We start from the raw sequence: 19,107 nt of genomic DNA on the forward strand, positions 1-19,107 counted from the left end.
CGGCCTGCGCATATAGGAGCTGGATCACCGATCGAGGATTCGAGCCAGCAGACGGACCAGCTCCGCGCGCTCCGCGGGGTCCAGACCGGCCAGGAGTTCGTCCTGGGCGCCGGCCAGTCGCTCGTCCAGTTCGGCGAGATGAGCCGTGCCCGCGTCGGTGATGGTGACGATCTTGCGCCTGCGGTCGCCCTCGTCCGGGCTGCGCTCGACGAAGCCGCGCCCGGCCAGGTCGTTGACCGTGGCGACGATGTCGCTGCGGTCGATCCGGGTGCGCCGGCCCAGGTCGGCCTGGCTGATCGCGCCGAACTCGCCGAGCGCCGCGAGCAGCGCGTAGTGGTAGCGCCGCGAGCCGGTGGCGTTCAGCGCCCGCTCGGTCGCCCGATTGGCGACGAGGGCGACCTGATCGACCAGCCGGGTCGGGAGCGCCCGCAGTCTGGCGGGAGCACCCTCCTGCGAGATCTCCATGGCAGCAATCTAACTCTTGTTGGTCGCACCCACAATATGGTAAACGCCGCCGCACCCCGCGACGAGGCCCACCGTTTCGCGCGGTCCGCGACGGCCACTATCGGGGGTCGAGACCTGCGCGATCGGCGACCGCCCCGGCCTGGCCGGCCAGCACCCGGCGCCGATAACAGACCAGTGCGGCGGCCACCGCGAACAGCGCGGTCAGTGCCGCCGCCACGATGCGCAATCCCTCCCCGATCTGGAATTCCGTTGCCGCCCGCTCGATCTCGGCGAGGGTGTGCTCGTCTCGCTCGTCGAACAGGATCGTCGCCCGCGGCCACTCGTACAGCACCGACAGCAGGAACTGCCCGCTGACCAACGAGGCCAGCGACAACCCGATCCAGCGCAACCCGACCCGGTACCGCACCGCAGCCACGAGCGCGAGCACCGCGCATAGCGTCAGCACACCACCGAGCGGCCGCATCACGTCGCCGACGCTGACCACGCTCATGAACCGCTGGGACATCTCCAGCGACTCCGGGACATCCCGAAAAATGTTGGGATACAACAGCAATGTCTCCGCTGCGGCGGTACCGAACACGAAACACGCGACCACGGCGTACCCGGTCAGCACCACCAGCGGGACTGTGACGCTCCGCATAACAGCCTCCTCGGGTCGACCGTAGATCCGCGCCGCCGCAAGCGAATCCGGTGGCAACCCGCATATCCGGCGCGGACGACTCAGGGTCTACCCGGAGGCGTCGGCCACGACCGACTCCGCGAGCGACCCCCGCGACCGGGGATTCGCCGGTAATGTCTCGCCACGGCGATCGCTCCGGTCGCCGACTCCGCTCTCTCCCTAGGGATCTCGTATGTCGCGCTCGACCCTGCCTGCCGTGCTCTTGATTTCGGCCGCCACCTGCGCCGCGGTGCTGGCCACCGCGCAGACCGCGGCGGCGGCCCCGCCCGAGGAGGCGCGGCTGGCCGGCTGCGATTTCGGCAATGTGGCGGGGACTTACGACTACGCGCGCTTCGATGATCACGCCGGCAAGATGCTCGGCATCACCACCGGGATGTTCCGCGCGGAGTTCGAGGAGGCCAGGCCGACCATCGAGGCCAACGCCATCGCCAGTCACACCCGCGCGACGGTCGACTCGGTGGACTGCCGGGTCGTCTCCGGCGACGAGGCCCGCGCGGATGTGACCGTCGACGTGGTGCGGACGACCACGAGCGACGAAACCGCCGGTATGCCGAAGACCAGCAAGATGTCGCTGCTGATCACCGTGGAGAACGTGAACGGCCGCTGGCTGGTAAACCGGGCCGAAACCCGGTAGACCAGTTGGGCTTACAGCGATTGCACCCAGTTGTGCAGCAGCTGGGCCCCGGCGTCGCCGGACTTCTCCGGGTGGAACTGGGTCGCCGAGAGCGGCCCGTTCTCCACAGCGGCGAGGAACGGCACGCCGTGCTCGGCCCAGGTCAGCTTGGGCGCGGCGAAGTGCTCGCCCGGCGGCAGCTCCCAGGTCTGGGCGGCGTAGGAGTGCACGAAGTAGAACCGCGTGTCCTCGTCCATGCCCGCGAACAGCACGCTGTCCTGCGGCGCCGACACGGTGTTCCAGCCCATGTGCGGCAGCACCGGCGCGGACAGCCGTTCCACCACGCCGGGCCATTCCGCGCAGCCGTCGGTCTCCACGCCGAATTCCACGCCGCGCTCGAACAGGATCTGCATGCCGACGCAGATGCCGAGCACCGGACGGCCACCGGCCAGGCGCTGGCCGATCATCCGCTCGCCCCGCACCGCGCGCAGTCCGGCCATGCAGGCGGCGTACGCGCCGACGCCGGGCACGACCAAACCGTCGGCGGCCAAGGCGATCTCCGGGTCGGCGGTCACCTCGACCTTCGCACCCGCGCGCACCAGCGCGCGCTCGGCCGAGTGCAGGTTGCCCGAGCCGTAATCGAGCAGCGCGACAGACTTCACACTCACAGCGTCCCCTTCGTCGAGGGAACGCCGTGCACCCGCGGGTCGAGTTCGACCGCGGCACGCAAAGCCCTTGCCACCGCCTTGAATTCGGCCTCGGTGACGTGGTGCTGGTCGCGGCCGTACAGCACGCGCACGTGCAGCGCGATGCGCGCGTTCAACGCGATCGACTCGAAGACGTGGCGGTTGAGCACGGTGGAATACGGTGCGCCGGGGCCGGAGCCGGGGATCACCGCGTGCAGCAGGTGTTCCGGTTCGCCGGTGTGCACACAGTACGGCCGGCCGGAGACGTCCACCGCGGCGTGCGCCAACGTCTCGTCCATCGGAATGTAGGCGTCACCGAACCGGCGGATGCCTGCCTTGTCCCCCAACGCCTTTCCCAGCGCCTGGCCGAACACGATCGCGGTGTCCTCCACCGTGTGGTGGGCCTCGATCTCGGTATCGCCCTCGGCCCGCACGGTCAGGTCGAAGCTGGCGTGCGCGCCCAGCGCGGTCAGCATGTGGTCGTAGAACGGTACGCCCGTGGCGATTTCGGTCTTGCCGGAGCCGTCCAGGTCCAGCTCGACCACGATGCTGGACTCTTTGGTGACACGCTCGACCCGCGCGATTCGGTTCATGATTGGTTCCTCCACAGGCGGATTCATCGGGGCGTCACGTCGGTGTGCACCAGAACGCGGCTGACCTTCAGGAGTTCGTCGTTCTCCGCGGCCAGCCCGATGGTGGTGCGCAGGTAGCCGGGGATGCCGACATCGCGGATCAGCACGCCATGATCAAGATACCGCTGCCAGCTCGCTGATGCGTCGGTGAACCGGCCGAACAGCAAGAAGTTCGCGTCGCTCGGGATCACCTCGAAGCCGATCTCGGCCAGCGCCGTCGCGACCCGATCACGTTGCGCGGCAAGCTCCGCCACGCTGGCGAGGGTTTCGTCGGCGTGCCGCAGCGCCGCCCGCGCGGCCGCCTGGGTGACCACCGACAGGTGATACGGCAACCGCACCAGCAGCATCGCGTCGATCACCGCGGGCGCGGCGACCAGGTACCCGAGGCGCCCACCGGCGAAGGCGAACGCCTTGCTCATGGTCCTGGTCACCACCAATTTCGCGGGGAACCGGTCGATCAGCGCGAGGGCGCTGGGCTGCGCGGAGAACTCCCCGTACGCCTCGTCGACCACCACGATGCCCGGCGCCGCCTCCAGGATCCGCGCGAGATCGTCCTGCGGAATGCTGTGCCCGGTCGGGTTGTTCGGGCTGGTCACGAAGACCACGTTCGGCGAGCGCTCCGCGATGGCGGCCACCGCGTAGTCGATGTCGAGGGCGAAGTCCGCGTTGCGCTTGGCCTCGATCCATTCGGTGTCGATGCCCTCGGAGATGATCGGGTGCATCGAGTACGACGGCACGAAACCCAGTGCGCTGCGGCCCGGTCCGCCGAACGCCTGCAACAGCTGTTGCAGGATCTCGTTGGAACCGTTTGCCGCCCAGACGTTGCCGGTGTCCACCGCGACACCCGTTTGCCCGGTGAGGTATTCGGCCAGGTCGCCGCGCAATGCCACCGCGTCCCGGTCCGGGTAGCGGTGCAGGTCGGCGGCGGCGATCCGAATGGACTCGGCGACGTCGTCGATCAGCGCCCGGCTCGGCGGGTGCGGGTTCTCGTTGGTGTTCAGCTGCACCGGCACGGTCAATTGCGGTGCGCCGTAAGGCTTCTTGCCGCGCAGGTTGTCCCGCAGCGGTAGGTCGTCCAGGCTGATGTCCGCGCCCGGCACGGTGGCCTGGCGGGTCATGACAGCGCCTCGAAACGCGCCTGCACGGCCTGGCCGTGCGCGGGCAGGTCCTCGGCGTTGGCCAACGCGACCACGTGACCGGCGACATCCTTCAACGCCGCCTCGGTGTAGTCGACGACGTGGATGCCGCGCAGGAACGTCTGCACGCTCAAACCCGAAGAGTGCCGGGCGCATCCGGCCGTCGGCAGCACGTGGTTGGAGCCCGCGCAGTAGTCGCCGAGGCTCACCGGCGCGTACGCGCCGACGAAAATCGCACCGGCACTGCGCACTCGGGCCGCCACCGCGGCGGCCTCGGCGGTCTGGATCTCGAGGTGTTCGGCCGCGTAGGCGTTCACCACCCGCAGGCCCTGCTCGATGTCGTCGACCAGCACCGTGCCGGATTGCCTGCCGTGCAGCGCCTCGGTCACCCGCTCGGCGTGCTTCACCACGGTCAGCTGCCGGGTCAGCGCCGCGTCCACCGCGTCGGCCAGCTCCGGGCTGTCGGTGACCAGCACGCTGGCCGCGAGCACGTCGTGCTCGGCCTGGCTGATCAGATCGGCCGCGACGTGCACCGGCTCGGCGGTCGCGTCGGCCAGGATCGCGATCTCGGTCGGGCCGGCCTCGGCGTCGATGCCGATCAGCCCACGGCACAGCCGCTTGGCCGCGGTCACGTAGATGTTGCCGGGTCCGGTGATCAGATCGACCGGCTCCAGTGCGGCGCCGTCGGTGTCGGCGCCGCCGTAGGACAGCAGCGCGACGCCCTGCGCCCCGCCGACCGCCCACACCTCGTCGACGCCGAGCAACTGCGCGGCAGCCAGGATGGTCGGGTGCGGCAGGCCACCGAACTGCGCCTGCGGCGGCGAGGCCACCACCAGCGAGCCCACGCCCGCGGTCTGCGCGGGCACCACGTTCATCACCACGCTGGACGGGTAGACGGCGTTGCCGCCGGGCACGTACAACCCGACCCGCTCCACCGGCACCCACCGCTCGGTCACCGTGCCGCCGGGCACCACCTCGGTGGTCTTGTCGGTGCGCCGCTGATCGGCGTGCACCTTTCTGGCCCTGGCGATGGACTCCTCCAGCGCCGCGCGCACCGTGGGATCCAGCTCGTCGAGCGCCTTTTCCAGCTCGGCCGCGGGTACCCGCACCGTCGCCGGGCTGATCCCGTCGAACCGCTCGCTGTACTCCTGGGCCGCCTCGACGCCACGATCCCGGATCGCCTCGACCACCGGCCGCACATGATGCAGCACCGAGTCCACGTCGACTCCCCCGCGCGGCAGCGCGGCGCGCAGCTCGGCAACGGAGGGAGTGCGACCGCGCAGATCAACGCGGGCGAGCTCGATGCGGGTAGTCATGTGGTGTCGATCCTTGTCCTCAGCCGATTCCGCAACAGGAAAGTTGCAGCTACCAGCCTATCCGGCCGACGCCAGCCGTTATCCGCACGGTCTGCCCAGCTGAGCTCTGCGTCTCACCGGACAGAGCGCGGCACCGACGCCGACCAGCCCGTCTATCGTGACGGGCGATCGGCAGGCGCTGGATTCCGCGGAGGTCAGGACAGGTTCGGGAAGCGCGTGTCGCTGTCGATGAGCAGCTTCCCGCCGGAGCTGATCACCCGCAGGACCAGTGGCTTGTCCTGGCCGTCGATGATCAGGCTGTCCAGCTTGATGTCCATCGATCCGTCCGAGCCGCTGTCGCCGTACTTCTTGATGCTGGTGAAGTTCTCGACCGTGTGCGCGTCCCAGTACTGCCGGAACCCGGTTTCGGTGCCATAGACCTTCTGCGCCGCCGGCGTCAGGATGGACCAGGATCCGCTGGCATCGTCGTAGAACCGCTTCACCAACGCGGCGGCAGGGCCCTCGGCGACCTTGCCATCACTGGCGGTCTTCCCGGGCGTTCCCGTCTGCGGAGTCGTACTCGGTCCGCCGCTGGCCGCGCTCGTCGCCGGCGGGCCCGCGTTCACCGTCGGCGAATTCGAGTCCTTCTGGCTCAACGCGCCGACCAGGATCGCGGCCACCGCCACCACCGCACCGATCGCGGCGCCGATGATGATGGCCTTGCTCTTGCCGCCGGACTTGCGCGGCACCGGGCGCGGCTGGGCCTGCGTACGCGGATGAGTGGCCGTGTTCGGCTGGGCCGGGCGGCGCGGCGGGTGCTGCGGACGCGGTGCGGCCTGCTGCTGGCGCGGCTGCCGTTCGGCCGGCTGATGCGCCGGCGCGGAGACCGCCGACGGGCGCAGCGCACGCGTCGCCGATTCCGGCGCGCCGTTGCGGCGGCGCACGAAAGCCTCACTGGCGGGTACGAATCCGGCGGCCACCGGCGCGGGGCCGGAGTCGGCGAACGCGGCCAGGTGGTCGAGGGCGGCGCGCATGGTGGGCCGGTCCTGCGGTTCCGGGCTGAGCAGATCGAGCAGGAAATCCGTTGCGGGACCGGCGTTTCGCGGTTCGCTGACCTGACCGTTGGCCGCGGCGTACAGCACCGCGAGCGGGTTGGCGTTCGCGCCGTACGGCGGCTCGCCCTCCAGCGCGTGGAAAAGAGTTGCGCCCAAGGCGAATACGTCCGAGGCCGGCGTCGGGTCCGCGCCGCGCGCCATCTCCGGCGCGAGATAGGCGGCGGTGCCGCAGATCAGGCCGGTCTCGGTGAGCGTGACGTCACCGGCGGCGCGGGAGATGCCGAAGTCGGTGATCTTCACCGTGCCGTGGTCGTCGAGCAGGATGTTGCCCGGCTTCACATCCCGGTGCACGATGCCCGCGTCGTGCGCGGCGATCAGCGCCGAGGCGACCTGTTCACCGATCCGCGCGACCTGGGTCAACGGCAGCGGACCCTGCGCGGACAGCACGCCGGCCAGGCTGTTGGATTTGAGGTACTCCATCACCAGGCAGGGATCGCCCTGATGCTCGGTGATGTCGAACACCACGATGGCGTTCGGATGCTGGAAGCGCGCGGCGTTGCGGGCCTCGCGAATGGCACGCTGGCGCACCACATCACGCTCGGCCTCGGGGAGGCTCGGCTTGATGTGGATCTGCTTGACGGCCACCGAGCGTTGCAGACGCTCGTCGATGGCACGCCAAACAACGCCTGTGCCGCCGCTACCAATCCGCTCGACCAGGCGGTAATGCTCCGCGATCAACTGACCGGTATCGATGGCGCCTACTCCGAACCTTCTCGAAATCGTGACATCCCGCATATTGCTTACAGACGCGGTCCGGGGACGAGTGTAGCTGGCCGCGCGACTTCGGTCCGCGCCAGCACGGGCATATTCTCCGCCCACATCGGCGCGCCGGAACTAATGCGCCGCTCGCAGCATCCGCCCGGCCGCGTCCACCGCGGGCCCAGAGCTGTTGGCGTCGTTGACGAATACGGCAAAGGCCAGGTCATCGGCGATGCCGACGAACCAGCCGTGCGCGTGCTTGTCGTCGATGAATTCGGCGGTGCCGGTCTTGCCGAGCAGGCCGGGGATATCGCGCAGCTGGGTCGCGGTTCCGGCGGTGACGGTTTCCCGCATCATGGTCTTGACCTGGTCGGCGACGGTCGCGGGCAGCGGGGCCGGAGTCTTGTCCGGGGTGCCCGGCTTACCCTTGACGATCGCCGGGGCGGGCACCGAGCCGCGCGCGATCGACGCGGCGACCAGCGCCATACCGAACGGCGTCGCGGTCACCTGCCCCTGCCCGATCGCGGATTCGACCCGCAGCGCCGGGGTGTCCGCGGGCGGCACCTTGCCGGTGACGGTGGTCAGCCCGGGTGTGACGTAGTCGATGCCGAGACCGAGTTGGGCGGCCGCGTTCGTCAGCGCGTCGGCGGGCAGTTTCACCCCGAGCTCGCCCATCGTGGTGTTGCACGAACGCGCGAACGCGGTATGTAGCGGGACTTGTCCGAGGTCGAAATTGTTGTCGTTGGGGATCTTGCGGCCCTCGATGTTCGCCACGCCCGGGCAGGGCAGCACCGTGTCCGGGGTGACCGTGCCCGCTTGCAGCGCGGCCGAGACGGTCACCGTCTTGAACGTCGAACCGGGCGGGTAGAGGCCGGTGAGCGCGATCGGGCCCTGCGCGTCGGCGGCGCTGTTCTGCGCGACCGCGACGACATTGCCGGTGGACGGCTGCAACGCGACGATCGCCGCGGGTTGGGAGATCGGCGTCAGCGCCGCCTCGGCGGCCTGTTGCAGGTCGATGTTCAGCGTGGTCGCGATGTCGGCGGTCGGCTTCGGATCCGCGCCGCCGACGCGCTGGGTGCCGTCGGCGGTCTGCGCGCGCACCGCCCAGCCCGCGTTGTCGTCGGCGTTCTTCTGCCACAGTTCGGCCAGGCCGGACAGGGTGGGTGAGGCGAGCGACTTGTCGTTGGTGAGCAGCCGGGTCTGCGGCGCGAGCGTGACGCCGGGCAAGCCGGACAGCTGCGCCTGAATCGGCGCGAGATCGGCGTCGCGCAGGCTGATCGCGGTGACCGGTTTACCTTGCGCCGCAGCCAGATCCGACTGCAACGACTGCGCGGTGATACCGGGCGAGATCGGGCCGAGCAGACCGGCGAGCGCGGCCAGGTCGGCGCCGGGGCTCACGTTGACCAGCGTGACCACCTGCTGGGTCATCAACTCGCCGCCGGTGGAATCGAGGATGCGGGACGGTTGCGGGTAGACCGCGCTGTAACTCAGCGGGCCCGCGGCCAAGCCGGGTGCGACCGTGTCCGGGTTCCACTTGACCTTCCAGCCGTCGCTGTCGTTCGCGGTGCCGGTGGTCGTGTAGGTCCACTCGGCCTTGCCGTCCTTGCCGAGCTTCCAGGTGGCGGCCAGCGTGAAGGTGTTCTTGTCGACCGAGCGGACGTCGAAACGCACCTCCTTGCCGAGGCCGTCGTAGAGCTTGCCGAGCGTGTCCGCGGCCTTGGCCGGATCGTCGGTCAGCTTGGCCGCGGCCGCGACATCGTCGCGGTTCAGCGCGTCGGCGAACTGGCCCGCGACCGTGTCCGGCTGGTCCGGACCGGACGAGCAGGCGGCGAGCACGAGCGCGGGTGCGGCGAACAGGACGAGGTAATTCCGGTGGGTACGCACCCCGCCGACTGTATCCGCCGGCCCCGGCGGAGTGGGCGAGGCCAGGCCGGGGCCGGGTGGCTCAAGCGGTCCGCCAAGAGCCCGTGACCAGGGCGGCGGCGTCGGTTTCGGTGAGGTCGACGGCGAACTCCTCGGACAGGATCTTCGGCAATTCGCTCGGTTCGATGAGGCGGGTTTCGCTGGTGCCGTCCGGGCGTTCGGTGATCAGCGTGGTGCCGTCGACGGTCAGGTGGACGTCCGGGGCGAAGTGCTGCACGTACGGGCGGGTGGTGAACGGCGAACGCGGCGAGGTGGAGACGAAGTGGTTGCCGACCGCGAAGTCGATGCGGTACTGCGGGGTGGTCGCGAAGGTGTAGCGGCTGATCCAGCCGTCCTTGCCGAACTGGTGCAGCACCCACAGGTCGCTGTTCAGCTCGCCACGCGTGTATTCCAGCCGGAACTTCCACTCGCCCGCCGTGAAATCGGCTGTCTCCGTGGATAGTTCGAATGGCTCAAGCGGTCCGGAGCCAAAACCGACATCGCACAGCCAGACTCGGTCGTCGTCATCGGTGGTCACGCGCAGCAATGCGTGTGTCGCGGGGCGCACGCCCTCGTCCGCGCCCATGGTGACCCGAGCACTCAGCCCGGTGACGCCGAACCCGAGGCGTTCCAACGCGGCCGCGAACACGCCGACATGCTCGTAGCAGTAGCCGCCGCGGCGCTGCCGAATCAGCTTGTCCTGCAACGACTCCAGGTCGAGCAGGATCGGGCGGCCGAGCAGGATCTCCAGGTTCTCGAACGGAATCGAAGTGGTGTGCGCGCGCACCAGCTCGCGCAGCGTCGCCACCGTCGCCGCCCGCTCACCGTCGAACCCGATGCGCGCCAGATACCCGTCCAGGTCCAATTCCGCGCCGTTCCAGTGATACGCCGGATCCGTCGGCTTGCTCATCTCACCCTCACTTCGTCGTCGATGTCGTCGATGTCAACCCCAGGCGGTCGCGATCCTGTTCCCGGCAGAACTATCGGCGGGTAAATCGAGATACCGACCGGCAATGCGGCGGTCCTTCGCCATTGCTAGACGCCCGGCCAGCGACAACATCCCCTGATTCGCTAGCCAGGTATTCCACAGCCCTGCTCAGGCGGCGCACTTGGCGTCCGGTGGAGCGGGCGGTGCGGTGGCGATGCCGTGCGCGACGTCGACCAGGTAGTCGCGGTCCGGGCCGGCCGTGGGTTCGGTGCCGAGCAGCAGCCGCTCGACCACACAGCCGCCCTCGAAGTAGGCGGGTCCGATGCTGTGATCGCCGGGGACCACGGTGCCGTAGAGATCGCGGCCGGTGACGATGGTGTACATCGAGGTGGGTTTGCCTGCAGCGAGCAACCCGGCGCGCATCTCCAGCGTGGCCGGATACGGGACCACGGTGTCACCGGTGCCGTGGATCAGGAAGGCGCGCCGCACACTCATCCGACCGGCCAGCAGCGCGGGCGAGCGCTCGGCATAGTTCTGCGGGCAGACGACGGGTGTACACCCGCCCGCGTCCCGTTCGACCTGCGCCGGCAGCGCGGGATCGATCGTCGCCGACCCCAACCACATCGTGAAATCGTCTGCCGGACCGTAATTGTCGACCCAGTAGTCGAACAACCCGGCGGGTCCGTGCGCCGCCGCCAGCCCGCTCATGATCCCGCCCTGACTCCACCCCCACAACACCGTCCGCGCAACCGAACGATGCTCGCCCTTGTACCACTGAGTCGCCGCGACGATGTCCCGCCACCCCGCCCACAAATTCCACTCCCCCGTCCGCCACACACTGCTCGCCGACCGCAGATCCATCGACAGCACCGGCGCCCCCGTCCGCCGCGAAATCGACGTCAGATACCCCTCGAAGTCACTCGACGACCCGTCATACCCGTGCACCGCGACAACCAGATCCGTCGGCTCGACCACACTCTCCCCGCACAAACTCGGCTCATACACCCGCCCAGTAGCGTCCTCCCCATCGACGGTCAACGTCACCGCCCGCACCCCCACCCCACATCCCGGCCCAGCCGACCCCGAAGGTGCACCAACACCCACCAGCGCAACCAACAGCGCACCCACTGCCACCAGTACATACCCGCGCCTCATCCTCGAATAATGGCACGCCCCCACCGACAACCCGCAGCCGCACACCTCCTGATTTCGCGCACACGGAATCGCACGCCATTCCATGTGCGAGAAATCAACAGCTATGCAGCTACGTACGAATACCTGCATCCCGCAGGGCCGGCACCCGCCACGCGGATCGAGTCGAGTCAAAAGGTCGTTAGATGATCTTGAACAGCGACCTTTTGACTCGACTCGATGGCGAACACGACCCATCGCCACCTCGGCGCGAAGTGGCCTGACTCGACTCGACCAGCAGCAGACCATGACCCACCGCGGGCAACGAACCAACCACTCGACCCCGTCGTTTCCCCAGCCTCTTTGAACCGGACCACAACCCGATGACCACGCCGGAACTCCCGCATTGCCCATACCAACTGCGTAAGTAAGTCGGGGACCCCACCCGACGCGCTCAGCACTATCGATCATCTCGGGGAGCAGGCGCACCTGACTCACCAGGCAGACCCCCGGCATGTCCCAACGCGACCTGACGAGGAAAACTGAAGACCTACCCCGGTTTTCACTGAAGTAGTGCTGAGCACGTCGCCTGCCGTACCCGGCTTTAGGCGCACGTCGAGCACGCGGCGTCGAGTTCCAGCGTGGCCATCTGGCTGTGGTTGCGTCACAAACGCTTCGGACAATCGGACGGGTGATCAGCGACGGTCGATTGTGGTTCGACTGCCGGACATTTGCCTGGGCCAGCCGTATTTCGGCGCCGGCCAAGGCGACAGCGGCAATGGCGGTGATCATGTGGCTGACGAGCGGCGGAGGACTAGGACGGCGCCGGCGGTGGCGGTGGCGATCACCACGATGGCGAAGGTGGTTGCGCCGGCGGTCAGACCGATTGCGTCGCTGAGGAATCCAGCGCTCAATGGTAGGACGGCGGCGGGGAGGTAGCCGCCGACGTTCTGGGCGGCGTTGGCTTCGGCGAGGCGGGCGGCGGGGACGGTGGCGCTGATTGCGGTGAGGCCGCCGAATTGGCCTAGGCCCTGGCCGATTCCGGCGAGTACAGCGGCGGTGGCGAAGAGGACGAGGGAGGAAAGCCGCAGGGACAGTATCAGGGTCAGCATGCTCGCCGTCGTTGCGATCGCGCCTCCGAGCAGGATCGTGCGCACCCGTAGGCGGCGTGCGGCGAACTGAATGCCGGTGGCGCCCAGGAACATCGCGAACGCCAGACCGCCCGCGATCACCCGGTTGGTGGCGCCGAGCAGGTGCGCGAGCAGCGACGGGCCCAGCGACAGCACGAACGAGGTGGAGGTGATCCCCGGAGCGAACACCGCGATGCCGAGCAGCACCGCCGTCCGCCCGCCCGGCGCCACCGCGGGAATCCGAATCCACGGGCCGCGCTCGCCGGCCCCCTTCGGCAGATCCAGTCGGGTAACCACCACGAAAGCCGAAACGAGCAGCACGATTTCGACCACGAAGGTGGTCACCGTCGGACCGGGCACGGTCTCCGACAGCACACCGGACAACAACGGCCCGAGCCCCGCACCCAGCACCATCGCCGACGAAGCAGCCAGCGCCGCAAGCCGTTTGCGCTCCGGCCCACCCACATCGGTCACCGCCGCCATCCCCGCGGACACCGCCGCACCCACCGCGATACCCGTCAGCAACCGCGCAACCGCAAGCACCGCAACCGAACTCGCGGTGGCGAACAGCACGCACGCCACCACCGCCAGCGCGATCGCGGGCAGCAGCACCGGCTTGCGCCCCACCCGATCCGACACCACACCCGCGACCAGCAGCGCGCCCAGCAGCCCGACGATGTAGCTGGCGAAGATCGCCGTCAGCGTGCCCGCGGAGAACCCGAGCTCGCGCTGCCACACCACATACAGCGGCGTCGCCGCGTTCGACAGCACGAACACCGCCATGACCGGCCATGCCGCCAGCCACACGAGCCCGTCCCGGTGCACCCGGTGCGCAGCGAGCGTCGCCATCCCAACCTCCACTAGTTCGACTTTTCTCGTACTGATACGAATAGAATCGAACTTAGCATCAAGTACGATAAAACCCGTACAGGGCACCCACACCCTCAGGAGTCCCGCGATGCCATCGGCTACCGAAGTCCCCGACACCCGGCTGCCCGAGCCGGACCGTGCCGACCTACGCCTCGACCACGTACTCGCCGCGCTCAGCGATCCATTGCGGCTCACCATGATCCAGAAGCTGCTCACCGAATCCCCCGACACCGACCGCTCCTGCGGCTGGTTCGACATCAACCGTCCGAAATCGACGCTCACCCACCACTTCCGGGTGCTGCGCGAGGCCGGCGTCACCCGGCAGCAGCGCTACGGCCTGGAGCGCCGCAGCAAGGTCCGCATCGACGACCTGGAGGCCCGCTTCCCCGGCCTGCTCGATCTCGTCCGAGCCTGGGAACCGGTGCACTGACGCCGGTTCCCTTGCGGCCGAGACTGATCGGCGCAGGTCTGCTACGGTCCCGATATTCATTCCGAGTTCGGGTGCGGCACGGGTCCGCCTGCCCGGACCCTGCACCGGGGAGTCGGTCATGGCCTTCTTGAACCGCCTGCTGTCCAACGCGACCTTGATCAGCAAGCTGATGGACAACGCGCCGAAATGGCAGGCACAACTGCTGGCCAAGAAGAACGACCTGCGCGGCGGTTCCTTCCGCGACGCGAGCATGGGCATCTGCGCCCTGGTCGCGGCCGCCGACGGCAGCATCGACCCGGCCGAACGGATGAAGGTGGCCAACCTCATCGCCGCCGATCAGGTGTTGCAGAACTTCCCGATCGACGACCTGCGCGCCCTGTTCGAGGACAACTGCAACCGCCTGACCAGCGACCCCGCCTTCGGCCGCGCCCATGTGCTCCAGCAGATCGGCAAGGCCGCGGGCAAGCCGACCGAGGCCGACGCGGTGATCCGGATCGGCATCATGATCGGCAACGCGGACGGAAACTTCGACCAGACCGAGATCGCCGCCGTCCGCGAGGCCTGCCAGACCCTGCGCCTGAACCCGCAGGACTTCGGTCTCTGATCCGCGCCGCCGAACGCTAGGATTCGCTGATGCGTTCGATTGATGTGGCCGAACGACGGGCCCGCCTGGCGGTGCGGCATCGACTCGCGGCGGCGAACCGGTCCGATCAGGTGGCCGAGATCGTCCGGTCGATGGTGGTGCTGCACGCGACCGATCCGGCGACGGTGTTCCTGTCCGTCGGATCCCGCAGCAACACCCTCACCCCGGCAGACGTCGAGCAGTCGCTCTATGCCGACCGGACGCTGCTGCGCATGCTCGCGATGCGGCGCACCATGTTCATCGCACCGCTCGACCTGGTCCCGGTTTTGCAGGCGTCGTGCGCGGATGCGCTGGCGCACAAGCAGCGTCGCGCCTACCGCAAGTTCATCGAGCAATCGGGGGCGGTCGAGGGCGACGTGGCGAGCTGGCTGGACGACGTCGAGACCGAAACGCACGACGCGCTGCTGGCCAGGGGCGCCGCCACCGGAGCACAGCTGAGCAAGGACGTGCCCCGGCTGCGCACGCAGGTGGATCCCGCTCCGGGGAAGTCGTATTCGCGCCCGACCAACATCACCACCTGGGTGCTGGTGACCCTCGGCTGCGAAGGCCGGATCGTGCGCGGTCGCCCGAACGGCAGCTGGGCCAGTAGCCAATACACCTGGGAGCCCATCGAATCCTGGCTGCCCCAAGGGGTTCCGTTGATGCCGGCCGAACAGGCGCGCACCGAACTGCTCCGGCAATGGTTGCACGCCTTCGGCCCGGCCCCGATCACCGACCTCAAGTGGTGGACGGGTTGGGGTCTCGGCGAGGTTCGCAAGGCGCTCACCGATCTCGACGTGGTCGAGGTCGATTTGGACGGGGTCACCGGCCTGCTGCTCGCCGATGACGTGGAACCCGTTGCCGCACCGGAGCCTTGGGCCGCGCTGCTGCCCTGCCTGGATCCGACCCCGATGGGCTGGCAGTCCCGCGACTGGTACCTGGGCCCGCACGCACCGGCCCTGTTCGACACCAACGGCAATATCGGACCGACGATTTGGTGGAACGGCCGCATCGTCGGCGGCTGGGCGCAGCGCAGTGACGGCGAAATCGTCTATCGCCTACTGGAAGACGTGGGCGCCGATGCCCTCGCGCTGATCGAGGCCGAGGCCGCGCGGACCGCCGAGTGGTTCGGCGACGTGCGCGCCATCCCCCGCTTCCGCACTCCGCTGCAACGGGAACTTACCGCCTGATCACGCCGGGCAACTCGCGCCCGGCGGTGTTCCGCACCTCATCGCAACGCGAACACCACCTGATCACCCCGTGCAGCTCGCGCCCGGCGGTGGCGGCGGCGCGGTGTCGACGCCGGCCAGCACGTCGATGACATAGTCCCGAGCCGCACCGTCCACCGGTTCCAGCCCCTCGGCCACCCGCTCGACGATGCAGATGCCCTGCTGCCAGGTGGGCCCGACGTCATGCAGGCCGGGTTGGATACTACCGTCCGGGCCCCGCTCGGTGATCACCGTGTACATCGAGTACGGCTTGCCCGCCGCTGCCAACGCGTTCTTCAGATCGACCGAATGTTGGTACGGCACATCGAAATCGAAGAGTCCATGGATCAGGAAGGTGCGTTCGGCGTTCAACTTCGGCGCGATGGCGACCAGCGAACGGTCCGCATAGGCCTGCGGACATTGCCGCGGTGTGCAGCCGCCCGCGTCGTGCTCGATCTGCGCCCGCTGCGCCGGGAAGAACACGCTGGTGAGGTTCCAGTAGTCGACGATATTCGTCGGGGCGAAGGCATCGACCCAGTAGTCGAACAACCCTGCGGGCCCGTACGCCAACGCCAGCCCCGCCGTCAGACCGCCTTGGCTCCAACCCCACAAAACGGTCTTGCCGACCGAGGGATGCCCGCCCTTGTACTGCTGGGTGAGCGCCACCGTGTCCTGCCACCCTGCCCACGGATTGAACTCGCCAGGTTTCCACACACTGCCCTCGGCCCGCTGATCCAGCGTCAGCAGCGCGCCCCCGGTGCGCCTGGCCATCCCGGCCATGACGTCGGGGTAGGAAGCGGCCGTCTCGCTATAACCGTGTACCGCGACGATCAGACTGCGCGGCGCCAAATCACCAGGACTACACCGATACGGCTCATAAACCCGCCCGGTCGCCTGCTCACCATCGACAGTCGTCGCGACCGTCCGCACCGCCACGTCCCCGGCACATCCCGGTTCAGCCGACACCGACGGCGCAACCAGCCCCGACGCAACCACCACGGTCACGCTCACCAACAACCACGCAACCGCACGCCGGCCACCAATCATCGCCGCATAGTACCCAGCAACGGCAAACACTCGGCTAACAATCCAAGTCCGCAGCGCCCACCCGAAGTAGGCCACATCACTCCCCCCGAGAATTCGGCCTGAATCGAGCACGTTCCGCTTAACGGCACCTGGACAAATGATCACAAGGAACCAGTGCAGGCAACGACCGAGAGCCGACCAGCACCAGTTCCCTTTCGACCATTTCGGCGCCGGGCAGCGCATCCATCGGGCAACGACCGACATAGCAACAACTCCTCACTCAGAAGACGCTGTTGCATCCACCCCTTGAACCCAAGCGAGAGCCGACCAGCACCGGTTCCCTGTCGATTCGGCCAATTCGGTGCCAGGCAGCCCATCCATCGGGCGACGACCGCTCCACCGCGTGGAACAGACGCGGGGCGGCGGATCACACGGAGCCGGCGCACACGGAAATCGGGTGCGCGCAGACTCAAGCGGCGCAGGTCGCACCTGGCGGCGGGGCGGGCGCGGTGTCCACTCCGGCGAGCACATCGGTGACGTACTCGCGGGCAGGCCCGTCCACCGGCTCGAGATCGGTGAGCAGCCGCTCGACCACGCAGGCTCCCTGGAACCAGACCGGTCCGATCCAGTGCGTGCCGGGCAGCACAGCCCCGTCCGGGCCGCGTCCCGTCACCACCGTGTACATCGAGTACGGCTCGCCCGCCGCCGCGAGCGCGTTCTTCAAATCGAGCGAATGCTGGTATGGGACAATCGGATCCGCGGTGCCGTGCACCAAGAACACCCGCTGCGCGCTCAGCTTCGCCGCGAGCGCCACGGTGGATCGGTCCGCGTATGCCTGCGGGCAGACCGCCGGCGTGCAATTACCGGCGTCGCGCTCGATCTGCGAGACCTGCGGCAGTCCCAGCGTGTTGCCGGCATTCCAGTAGTCGACGGTGTTCGACGGACCCGCGGTGTCGACCCAGTAGTCGAACAACCCGGTCGGCCCGTACGCCAACGCCAGCCCGCTGGTCATGCCGCCTTGGCTCCACCCCCACAGCACGGTCTTACCGACCGACGGGTGCTCACCCTTGTACCACTGCGCGGTAGCGACCACGTCGTGCCAGCCGGCCCAGGGATTCCACTCCCCGGTCTTCCATTCACTGTCCCCGCCACGCTGATCGAGGGTCAACAGGGCCGCTCCGCTGCGCCGCGCGATCGCGGACATCACGTCCGGATAGTCGGACGACTTCTCGTTGAACCCGTGCACCGCGAGGATCAGTCGCGCCGGCGGCAAGTCACCGGGAACGCACTGGTACGGCTCATAAGCCCAGCCGTTCGACTGCTCCCCGTCGACGCCGACAGCGATCGGCCGGACCGCCACACTTCCGCCGCAGTCCGGCTCGGCCCGAGCCGGCGGCGCACCGGCCCACGACACCGCAAGAATTGTCACGATCGACAGCACCGAGGCAAGCAGGCGACACCCGCTGTTCATTACGGCATCGTGGCACGGGTTTGCGCGAATGTATTGCGTAACAACGGTAATGCGATCAAGACGAGACAACACACTCGTTGATCGGCAGCGGAGATCGTTCCGCTACATGTCCAAGCCCAGGTCCAGCACGCGCACCGAGTGGGTCAACGCGCCGACGGCGAAATAGTCGACGCCGGTGCCCGCGTATTCGGCGGCCACCTCGAGGCTGAGTCCGCCGGAGGATTCCAGTTTCGTCTGCGGCGCCACCGCGTTGCGGCGTTGCACCGCCGATTGGGTCTGCCACAGCGGGAAGTTGTCGAGCAGGACGAGTTCTACGTTTTCCGCGAGCACGGCGTCGAGTTGTTCGAGACTGTCCACCTCGACCTCGCAGGCGATGTCCCGGGCCAGCGCGCGGACGGCCCGCAGCGCCTCGACCACCGAACCCGCGGCGGCCACATGGTTGTCCTTGATCAGCGCGGCGTCGCCGAGACCCATCCGGTGGTTGACCCCACCGCCGACCCGGACCGCGTACTTCTGCAACGCGCGCAGACCGGGCAGCGTCTTGCGGCTGTCCCGGATCTTGCAGTCCGTGCCCGCGACCGCGTCGACCCAGGCGGCGGTGGCGGTGGCGATGCCGGAGAGGTGGCAAACCAGGTTGAGCATGGTGCGTTCGGCGGTGAGCAGGCCGCGGGTGGGGGCGGCCACGGTGAGCACGGATTGTCCAGGAACGACCCGGGTTCCGTCCGCGACGCGCTCGGTGACCTCGTAGTTCCCCGCGCCGATCACCTCGTCCAGCACCAGCAGTCCGACATCGAGCCCGGCCACCGTCCCCGGCTGTCGCGGCACCACCGACGCCTTCGCCACCGCGTCGGCGGGCACCGTGGCGGCGGTCGTGATGTCCGGGCCGTAGCGCAGGTCCTCGTCGAGCGCGGTGCGGATGAGGGCAACCACCTCATCCCTGTCCAATTCACTGTCCAGAGCCATCAACCACTCCTCTATCTACTAGTACGTGCGACCGGGTCGAGTGGCACACCAGGGCGGGCGCTTCTCGCTGTTCGCCGCCACCATGGACCACTCGCTGACACCGGCC

18 protein-coding genes are annotated in these 19,107 nt (G+C 68.5%); 4 read left to right on the forward strand and 14 right to left on the reverse strand.

Features of this window, described 5'->3' with window-relative positions; genetic code table 11:
* Nucleotides 1–24: 24 nt before the first annotated feature.
* Nucleotides 25–465 carry a MarR family winged helix-turn-helix transcriptional regulator gene (locus ACFYO1_RS24905; protein WP_387235526.1) on the reverse strand — a complete coding sequence of 147 codons (441 nt, stop codon included), beginning with the start codon at nt 463–465 and terminating at the stop codon, nt 25–27.
* A gap of 97 nt (nt 466–562) precedes the next feature.
* Nucleotides 563–1,105, reverse strand: coding sequence for a hypothetical protein (locus ACFYO1_RS24910; RefSeq protein WP_387235529.1), 543 nt, complete (start codon nt 1,103–1,105; stop codon nt 563–565).
* A gap of 211 nt (nt 1,106–1,316) precedes the next feature.
* On the opposite strand from ACFYO1_RS24910, the gene ACFYO1_RS24915 reads away from it, so the two are divergent.
* Nucleotides 1,317–1,778, forward strand: a complete 462-nt coding sequence (locus ACFYO1_RS24915) for a hypothetical protein (protein ID WP_387235532.1) — start codon at nt 1,317–1,319, stop codon at nt 1,776–1,778.
* A gap of 11 nt (nt 1,779–1,789) precedes the next feature.
* Here ACFYO1_RS24915 and hisH read toward each other — a convergent pair whose 3' ends face one another.
* The 9 genes from hisH to ACFYO1_RS24960 form a co-directional block, all read right to left on the reverse strand.
* Nucleotides 1,790–2,425 carry an imidazole glycerol phosphate synthase subunit HisH gene (hisH, locus tag ACFYO1_RS24920; RefSeq protein ID WP_387235534.1) on the reverse strand — a complete coding sequence of 212 codons (636 nt, stop codon included), beginning with the start codon at nt 2,423–2,425 and terminating at the stop codon, nt 1,790–1,792.
* On the reverse strand, nt 2,422–3,039 hold the full coding sequence (gene hisB, locus ACFYO1_RS24925) for an imidazoleglycerol-phosphate dehydratase HisB (RefSeq protein WP_150406701.1): 618 nt from the start codon (nt 3,037–3,039) through the stop codon (nt 2,422–2,424). The genes hisH and hisB overlap by 4 nt, the downstream gene beginning before the upstream one ends.
* A 20-nt stretch (nt 3,040–3,059) precedes the next feature.
* The gene (locus ACFYO1_RS24930) at nt 3,060–4,193 is read right to left on the reverse strand and encodes a histidinol-phosphate transaminase (protein WP_387235537.1); all 1,134 of its coding nucleotides are present in this window, start codon (nt 4,191–4,193) and stop codon (nt 3,060–3,062) included.
* Complete coding sequence (gene hisD, locus ACFYO1_RS24935; protein ID WP_387235540.1) at nt 4,190–5,527, reverse strand: histidinol dehydrogenase; 1,338 nt, start codon at nt 5,525–5,527, stop codon at nt 4,190–4,192. The genes ACFYO1_RS24930 and hisD overlap by 4 nt, the downstream gene beginning before the upstream one ends.
* Before the next feature lie 194 nt (nt 5,528–5,721).
* Nucleotides 5,722–7,356: a protein kinase gene (locus ACFYO1_RS24940; RefSeq protein WP_387235544.1), complete on the reverse strand. Its 1,635-nt coding sequence runs from the start codon at nt 7,354–7,356 to the stop codon at nt 5,722–5,724.
* Nucleotides 7,357–7,455: 99 nt separating this feature from the next.
* Nucleotides 7,456–9,204, reverse strand: coding sequence for a penicillin-binding transpeptidase domain-containing protein (locus ACFYO1_RS24945; RefSeq protein WP_387235548.1), 1,749 nt, complete (start codon nt 9,202–9,204; stop codon nt 7,456–7,458).
* 61 nt (nt 9,205–9,265) lie between these two features.
* The gene (locus ACFYO1_RS24950; protein ID WP_387235551.1) at nt 9,266–10,132 is read right to left on the reverse strand and encodes an arylamine N-acetyltransferase; all 867 of its coding nucleotides are present in this window, start codon (nt 10,130–10,132) and stop codon (nt 9,266–9,268) included.
* 186 nt (nt 10,133–10,318) lie between these two features.
* Nucleotides 10,319–11,194, reverse strand: a complete 876-nt coding sequence (locus ACFYO1_RS24955) for an alpha/beta hydrolase family protein (RefSeq protein ID WP_387235554.1) — start codon at nt 11,192–11,194, stop codon at nt 10,319–10,321.
* Between the two features lie 875 nt (nt 11,195–12,069).
* Entirely contained in the window at nt 12,070–13,260 is a 1,191-nt protein-coding gene (locus ACFYO1_RS24960; RefSeq protein WP_387235557.1) for an MFS transporter, read from the reverse strand.
* 109 nt (nt 13,261–13,369) lie between these two features.
* Between ACFYO1_RS24960 and ACFYO1_RS24965 the strand changes: the two genes are divergently transcribed.
* The 3 genes from ACFYO1_RS24965 (at nt 13,370) to ACFYO1_RS24975 (ending at nt 15,523) form a co-directional block, all read left to right on the forward strand.
* Entirely contained in the window at nt 13,370–13,711 is a 342-nt protein-coding gene (locus ACFYO1_RS24965; protein ID WP_387235560.1) for an ArsR/SmtB family transcription factor, read from the forward strand.
* Nucleotides 13,712–13,880: 169 nt separating this feature from the next.
* On the forward strand, nt 13,881–14,315 hold the full coding sequence (locus ACFYO1_RS24970) for a tellurite resistance TerB family protein (RefSeq protein ID WP_387238538.1): 435 nt from the start codon (nt 13,881–13,883) through the stop codon (nt 14,313–14,315).
* 29 nt (nt 14,316–14,344) lie between these two features.
* Nucleotides 14,345–15,523 (forward strand): winged helix DNA-binding domain-containing protein, encoded by a 1,179-nt coding sequence (locus ACFYO1_RS24975; RefSeq protein WP_387235562.1) that lies wholly within the window; start codon nt 14,345–14,347, stop codon nt 15,521–15,523.
* 63 nt (nt 15,524–15,586) lie between these two features.
* On the opposite strand, the gene ACFYO1_RS24980 is transcribed toward ACFYO1_RS24975, so the two are convergent.
* The 3 genes from ACFYO1_RS24980 to nadC form a co-directional block, all read right to left on the reverse strand.
* Nucleotides 15,587–16,831 carry an alpha/beta hydrolase family protein gene (locus tag ACFYO1_RS24980; RefSeq protein ID WP_387235566.1) on the reverse strand — a complete coding sequence of 415 codons (1,245 nt, stop codon included), beginning with the start codon at nt 16,829–16,831 and terminating at the stop codon, nt 15,587–15,589.
* A gap of 205 nt (nt 16,832–17,036) precedes the next feature.
* Nucleotides 17,037–18,038, reverse strand: coding sequence for an alpha/beta hydrolase family protein (locus tag ACFYO1_RS24985; protein ID WP_387235568.1), 1,002 nt, complete (start codon nt 18,036–18,038; stop codon nt 17,037–17,039).
* Between the two features lie 102 nt (nt 18,039–18,140).
* The gene (nadC, locus tag ACFYO1_RS24990) at nt 18,141–19,001 is read right to left on the reverse strand and encodes a carboxylating nicotinate-nucleotide diphosphorylase (RefSeq protein WP_387235571.1); all 861 of its coding nucleotides are present in this window, start codon (nt 18,999–19,001) and stop codon (nt 18,141–18,143) included.
* Nucleotides 19,002–19,107 lie beyond the last annotated feature (106 nt).

This window comes from Nocardia sp. NPDC006044 (assembly GCF_042871115.1).
In the GTDB taxonomy this organism is placed as follows: domain Bacteria; phylum Actinomycetota; class Actinomycetes; order Mycobacteriales; family Mycobacteriaceae; genus Nocardia.